5 protein-coding genes and 1 rRNA gene are annotated in these 7,029 nt (G+C 47.1%); 5 read left to right on the top strand and 1 reads right to left on the bottom strand.

The features are described 5' to 3' along the window. Positions 1-341: ribosomal RNA gene (locus WMO65_RS01870) — 23S ribosomal RNA — on the top strand; the annotation flags it as partial. Between the two features lie 245 nt (positions 342-586). On the opposite strand, the gene WMO65_RS01865 is transcribed toward WMO65_RS01870, so the two are convergent. Then, entirely contained in the window at positions 587-1,855 is a 1,269-nt protein-coding gene (locus WMO65_RS01865; RefSeq protein ID WP_148393141.1) for an MFS transporter, read from the bottom strand. Positions 1,856-2,134: 279 nt separating this feature from the next. Here WMO65_RS01865 and WMO65_RS01860 point away from each other — a divergent pair, with 279 nt between their 5' ends. The 4 genes from WMO65_RS01860 (at position 2,135) to WMO65_RS01845 (ending at position 7,026) form a co-directional block, all read left to right on the top strand. After that, on the top strand, positions 2,135-3,535 hold the full coding sequence (locus WMO65_RS01860) for an ABC transporter substrate-binding protein (RefSeq protein ID WP_148393140.1): 1,401 nt from the start codon (positions 2,135-2,137) through the stop codon (positions 3,533-3,535). A 44-nt stretch (positions 3,536-3,579) separates the two neighbouring features. Continuing rightward, positions 3,580-4,503 (top strand): carbohydrate ABC transporter permease, encoded by a 924-nt coding sequence (locus WMO65_RS01855; RefSeq protein WP_033143729.1) that lies wholly within the window; start codon positions 3,580-3,582, stop codon positions 4,501-4,503. A gap of 1 nt (position 4,504) precedes the next feature. Next, positions 4,505-5,332: a carbohydrate ABC transporter permease gene (locus WMO65_RS01850; RefSeq protein ID WP_033143728.1), complete on the top strand. Its 828-nt coding sequence runs from the start codon at positions 4,505-4,507 to the stop codon at positions 5,330-5,332. An 89-nt stretch (positions 5,333-5,421) separates the two neighbouring features. Then, positions 5,422-7,026 (top strand): extracellular solute-binding protein, encoded by a 1,605-nt coding sequence (locus WMO65_RS01845; RefSeq protein WP_103732639.1) that lies wholly within the window; start codon positions 5,422-5,424, stop codon positions 7,024-7,026. Positions 7,027-7,029: the final 3 nt, after the last annotated feature.

Genomic DNA, 7,029 nt, shown 5'->3' with positions numbered 1-7,029 from the left:
CCATTAAAGCGGTACGCGAGCTGGGTTCAGAACGTCGTGAGACAGTTCGGTCCCTATCCGGCGTGGGCGTAGGATATTTGAGAGGAGCTGTCCTTAGTACGAGAGGACCGGGATGGACGGGCCGCTGGTGTACCTGTTGCAGTGCCAACTGCATGGCAGGGTAGCCAAGCCTGGAAGGGATAAACGCTGAAGGCATCTAAGCGTGAAGCCCCCCTCAAGATGAGATATCCCATTCTTTAAAGAAGTAAGACCCCTTGAAGACGACGAGGTAGATAGGGCAGAGGTGGAAGTGCAGCAATGTATGCAGCTGACTGCTACTAATCGGTCGAGGGCTTGACCTGAGCACGGAAGTGCGAACGGCGGAGTTGAAAAAAGGTTTTTGAGTTTTGTATATGCGGTTTTGAAGGTACATAAAAGATATGTACATGATATCCTATGAACATGATTTGATGTTTATAGGATTTTTTATTTTACAGAAATAATGAACAGAAATATATCCGGCAGCAAAGGGCAGAATACGAAAAAATCCACAGTACACCAGTATTACAAGTGTACTGTGGATTTTTTTGTCTGCTCATAAATCAGATCAATGTTTTTCCCGCTTCAGATCTTTGGAGAAGGACAGAAGCGCCAGCCCTAAAAGGAAAATACAGATATTGAAATAGAAGGGATAGGCCGGATTCAGGTCATAGAACCATCCGATCAGGCTGCCGAAGGGAACGGAAAGGGCAATCATCAGCATGTTATAGAGTGCATATATTCTGGAACGTTCCTTTTCATCTACGAACAGTGCCATAAGCGCGTCTTTCCTGGGAATGACAATAGCGTAAGCGGAGGATTCCAGGATTGTGTACAGCATAACCAGCAGGAGGTTTTTCTGCGGACAGAGAATCAGGAGTATATGGCTGGCTATGTAGATAAAAAATCCGATGATCATGGAGTTTCTGATCCTGAGCCGGTGAAACAGATTCTGCAGGAACACCACGAAGAGAATCATGATCATAGTCCTTATGAGCGGAAATACAGCCACCAGTTCTTCTGAAATATGCAGGCTCTCTGTTATGTAGAGTGAAAAAAAGTTAGTAGTCGCAATCAGAAGTATATTGGTTAAAGTCATAATGTAGACCACAAGGCGCATCCTGGATGAGCGCAGGATCTGCATGAAGATTTCCTTATATCCGGTCAGCATGGAAAAATAGGACATATTCTTAGTCTCTTCCATTCGTTGCCGGCCAATCTTGGTTTCACCTCCGAATTTGTAAAGAAGAACAAATTTGGCTGTCATGGATATTCCTGACAGGAAGAAGATTACGCGAAATACAGGTACCAGATCATATATTTTCAGCAGCCAGATGGAAAGTGGTGCGAAGAATACAGAGAGCATACCGCATATCTGTATCAGGGTAAATGCATTGGTAATATGCTCCGGGGGACAGTCCTCAATAAACAGGCAGTTCCAGGAAGTATTGGTGATCTGAAAGGAGGCGTTGATGGCAGCCGCAATCAGAAAATGCCAGAAATTCTGGGAGAAGGCCCATATAAAACAGGGGATACTCCAGGAGATGGTGTCAAAGATCACAGTTGCCCTGCGCCGCCCCATTTTGTCAGTCAGGGCGCCTCCGATAAATGCAAAGAAAACCTGCAGCAGAAAACCAAGTGAGAGGGTAGTCCCGATCTCCAGGCTGGAAAGCCCGATCTTCCGCATATAAAGTGCCTGATACGGGGAAAAGAGAGAATAAGGGATGAACCAAAGAGGCTCTGTGCAGATAGACCATTTAGGGTTCCCTTTCAGCTGGAGGAAGGTCTGTACCAGAACATGGTTTCGGATTCTGTTTCTTAAGGGGTAAGATTTCATAATGAGTAAGCGTTCCTTTTCATCGTAATATTATAGAGAATCTTTTTTCATTATAAGGAAAGGCAGCCTTTAAGTAAAGCAGATAATCTCTTAAAATTCAACAAAATTTCACCATGGAAACAGTCGTTATGCTCAGAAAATCAGGCGTTTCTAAAAAAATGACACCAGATTAAAATTTGGGCCATTATGTGAGGAAAAGGCCGGAGATATAATAAAGCCATCTCAAAAGGAAGCAGCACCATAAAGCGTGCAGAATAAGAAACAGGAGGAATGAAAAGTATGAGAATGAAAAGAGCAGCGGCATTTACACTGGCCGGTCTGATGGCGGTTTCCATGACGGCATGTGGTTCAGGAAACGGGGGAAGTGCAAAGGGCAGTACATCTGACAGCACAGAGGAGACGAAAAATGAGGCGGCGGCTACAGCGGGGAAAAAGGATGCCTCTGAAAAGCTGGTCGTGTGGACACTGGCGGATGACCTGAAACAGTTTGCTGAGCGCTACTGTGAAAAGAACCCGGATGTACAGATAGAAACAGTGACCATCGCACCTGCAGATTATCCCACAAAGATACAGACAGCCATGCGCGGAAAACAGACCACTCCGGATATCATTGTAGGGGAACCGCAGATGCTGGAGGATATGTACGAGGCGGGATATTTCGAGGATTTGGATCAGGAGCCTTACAATGCCCAGGACTATGCAGATAAGATCGTAGACTATGTGTGGGATGTGGGAAAAGACGCAGACGGCGTGCAGAGAGCAATCTCCTATCAGATCACTCCCTGCGGTGTTTTTTACAGAAGGGATATTGCAGAGAAAGTGTTTGGGACGGATGACCCGGAGGAAATCGGTAACCTGCTCCAGGATTATGACACGATTCTCTCAACAGGGGAGACACTCAGGGATGCCGGCTACAAAATATTTGCCTCTGACATGGAGATGACATATTTTTCCGGTGACAGCGCTTGGGTGGAGGACGGAAAGCTGAAGATAGATCAGGCCAGAATGGACTATCTTGACTCCTGCGTGAAGCTCTACCAGAACGATATGACAGCATACGTTGCCCAGTGGTCCACAACCTGGTATCAGGCTATGGGCGGTTCTGTGCCGGTGATCGACAAAGAAACAAACGTATGGGATGAGACCGAGATGGAGGAAGCTGCTGAGAACGGAAAGACAACAGAAATCTTTGCCTACGGCCTTCCCGCCTGGGGTGTGGTGACCATGCGAGACCATGTGGGCGACTTATCCGGAAAATGGGGCGTATGCGCAGGTCCTGCTTACGGATTCAGCGGCGGTACCTACATAGGCATCAGCGCTCTCAGTGAAAAGAAAGAGCTGGCCTGGGATTTCCTGAAATTCTGTACCTTGACGGAAGAGACACTGGACTGGTGGATCGAGGCTTCACAGGGAGACGTGGTATCTTATCTTCCATGTCTGGAAAAGCATAAAGAGGATGAAAATACGGTATACGGCGGTGAGAAATTATACCAGTTCTTCCTGGAACAGGCAGAGGGGATTGACTATTCTAAAGTCACCAAGTACGACAAGAAGATAAATGATGCATGGGCAGCGGCCATCGATTCCATCAAGACAGGAGAAAAGTCAAAAGAGGATGCAGTGGATGAATTTTACGATGTAGTAGCATCCACATATCCGGAGATTGAAATCCAGCGCTGAGTGTAACTGTGCAGACAGTTCTGTGTATAGAAAAGAGGGAAAAAATGGGAGAAAAGGCTGTGCCCGGAAAAAAGAAAAGAAACATTGAGTCAACCGGTTATTTCTTTGTTGCTCCGTTTGTGATTGCATTTATCATTTTCAGCGTCTATCCGGTGCTTCGGACATTTTATCTGAGCTTTACCGATTATAAGGGATTCGGGGATGCGGCGCTGACGGGAGGTGTGAATTATCTGCGTGTTCTTCAGGATAAATTTTTCTGGAGATCCCTGTGGAACACCGCGAAGATCTGGAGCGTAAATATTGTCCTGCAATTGGGACTGGCTTTGGCACTGACGATTGTGTTCAGTGATATCAAATATAAGATAAGAGGACTGGCAGTTTTCAGAGCCTTATATTACCTGCCGAATCTGATCGCGGCAACATCTGTTGCATTTCTCTTCAAAACACTGCTGGACTGGAGATACGGAACCCTGAACCAGATCCTTGTGGGTTCCGGCGCTGTGGGCAGCCCGGTCAACTGGCTTGGCTCCACGGCCACAGCCCCCTATGTGATCTCCGTCATCAGCGCGTGGATGTGGTTTGGCAACTCCTTTATCATGCTGATGGCAGGGGTACAGGGTATTTCCAAAGATTATTTTGAAGCAGCGGCCATCGACGGGGCAGGGAGGATGAAAACTTTTACGAGAATTACACTGCCGCTACTAAAGCCTATTATGTTGTATGTGGGAATCACATCACTGATCGGCGGACTGCAGATGTTTGACCTTCCGTTCCTTATCAGCGGCGGTACGGCGGGAAATCCAAGCGGCAGTACCCAGACAGTTGTTATGTATCTCTACAAATTCGGATTTGAGACAAATCAGGTGGGATATGCATCTGCTATTGCCTATGTATTGTTTATCATCATATTCCTGTTTTCCGCACTGCAGTTTAAAGTGATGTACGGCAGGAAAAAGGGAGGGAACTGATATGGCAGCAAAAGCGAAAAAGAGTATATTGTACATCATTCTGATCCTTCTGGCTGTTATATGCCTGATGCCTTTTGCGCTCATGATGGTAAATGCCACCAGAAGCGGTTCCGAGATCGTACATTCCTTTACACTGATCCCAAGCAATGCTCTGGCGCAGAACTGGGAGACCGTGTCCGGATACTTTGACCTGTTCAAGGGAATCTTAAACAGTCTTATAGTATCTGTTCCGGCCACACTGTTATCTTCTTATTTCTCTGCCATGGCAGCTTACGGGCTTGTGATGTATAAATTTAAGGGAAACAAATTCATCAGCGGCGTCATCATTATTTTCATGATGATACCGGGCCAGCTCAGTATGATAGGATTTTACGACCTGATCACAAAAATGCATATGATCGATACCTACTGGCCGCTCATCCTCCCTGCCATTGCCGCTCCCGGCACCGTGTTTTTCCTGAGGCAGTATTGTGAGGGCGCTCTGCAGCCTGCCCTTATTGAGGCGGCCAGAATGGATGGGGCGAAGGAAATCTATATTTTCCATAAAATTATCCTTCCCCTCATGTCACCCGGCATAGCTACTATGGCGATCGGTGCTTTCATCGGAAGCTGGAACAGTTACCTGATACCCCTTATCTTACTGAACACACCGGAAAAATTCACGCTTCCTGTCATGATCGCATCCCTGAATGCATCCACGGATATCACGGCAAACCAGGGAGCCATTTATCTGGCGGTTGCTATTTCCGTGATCCCGATTCTCATTGTGTTCGCATTCTGTTCCAAATACATTATCGGCAGTATATCAGCCGGAGGTGTCAAAGAGTAGGAACTGTGATATAATAAACAAAAGCTTGCTCATATTTGGAGGCTGCGGTTTCTGCCGCAGCCCCGGTCAAAAGAGAAGGAGCGGATAAAATGAGAAAGAAAAGGTATCTGCCCATGCTTGCGGCTTCCCTGGCCCTTGCAGGTCTTATGGGCGGCTGCGGGGATACCGGCCTTATGCCGGCCGGACGGGAAGAGGAGAAGACAGAGAGCAAAACGGCGGATCTGGACTGGTATATTAATTTTTCCTGGTTTACCACCACCTGGGGGAAAAGTGAGGTTTCCAAAGCTGTCACGGATCTTACAGGGGTCAATGTCCATTTTCTCTCCCCAAAAGGGGACGAGTCTGAAAAATTAAATGCCATGATCGCCGCTGATACCCTGCCGGATCTGGTCACTCTTGAATGGTCAGCAGCGCAGAACAGTGAAATGATAAAAAACGGACAGGTATATGCCCTGAATGAGCTTGCGGATCAATATGACCCGGGCTTTTATGACGTTCTGGATCAGGATGTACTGGATTGGTACAAACAGTCGGACGGAAATCTGTATGCCTATTACAACTCTTTCTATACCCCGCAGGATTATGAGGAGAACGAAGAGATTCCGTCCAATCAGGTATTTCTTGTGAGAAAGGATATCTACGAGGCATTGGGAGAACCGGATATGACAACGCCGGAGGGCTTTTCGGAAGCTGTAAAAAGAGCGGCGGAATTATTTCCGGAAGTAAACGGGGAACCTCTGATTCCCATCGGTGCGGATGAATTTACAGACAGGGGAAACGTTTCTTTTGGTCTGTATCTGCAGTCATTTCTGGCGGTACCTTATGAAAAAGACGGAATATATTATGACAGGAACACTGACCCGGATTATCTGGCATGGCTGAAGACGTTCCGGGAGCTTGCCGGTGAAGGGTATCTAAAGGACGAGATATTTGTGGACAAAAGGCTGCAGCTAAAAGAAAAATTTGAAAAGGGCCAGTATTTCTGTCTGCTTTACCAGTCTACAGATATTATTGACCAGCAGAGGAAGCTGGGAGAGACGAACCCGGACTGTGTGTATATTGCGGTGGAGGGACCGCGCAATCTGGCAGGGGATGATCCGCAGCTTCCGGTGGGCGGGATCTACGGATGGACAGCCACCTATATACCCAAAAACTGCAGTGATCCAAAGAAAGCACTGGAGTTATTAAAATACCTGATCAGCGAGGAAGGCCAGAAAATGACTTTCCTGGGTGTTGAGGGGAGTATGTACGATATGAAGGATGGCGTGCCTGTGGTGAGGCCGGAAGTAAAAGAACTGCTGTCCTCTGACAGGCAGGCCTATGACGAGCGCTACGGGGCAGACAATACCTACTGGATGATGCAGAATAATGTGATGCAGATGAAGTGGAAAAATGAGACAGATCCTGTGATCCGCCAGCTTCAGGAGTGGACCTATCCTTATACGATATATACATCCCAGTACAGTACAAATTTTAACGGGGACGCCGTGTTGGCTGCGCTGGAGGAAAAGCAGCAGAAAATATGGGGAGATACCCTGCCAAAACTGCTTCTTGCGGACAGTGATCAGGAATTTGACAGGATACTGCAGGACTATCTGGAGCTGAGAGCGGAAAACGGATATGACACCTATGCGGAGAACATGACGGAGGCTTACAGACAGAACAAGGAAAAACTGGGATTTTCAGAGGATTAGGCT

Source organism: Blautia caccae, assembly GCF_040095955.1.
Taxonomy (GTDB): domain Bacteria; phylum Bacillota; class Clostridia; order Lachnospirales; family Lachnospiraceae; genus Blautia; species Blautia celeris.
Note: the sequence above shows the minus strand (reverse complement) of the source record. Positions and strands in the feature narration are given on the sequence as shown.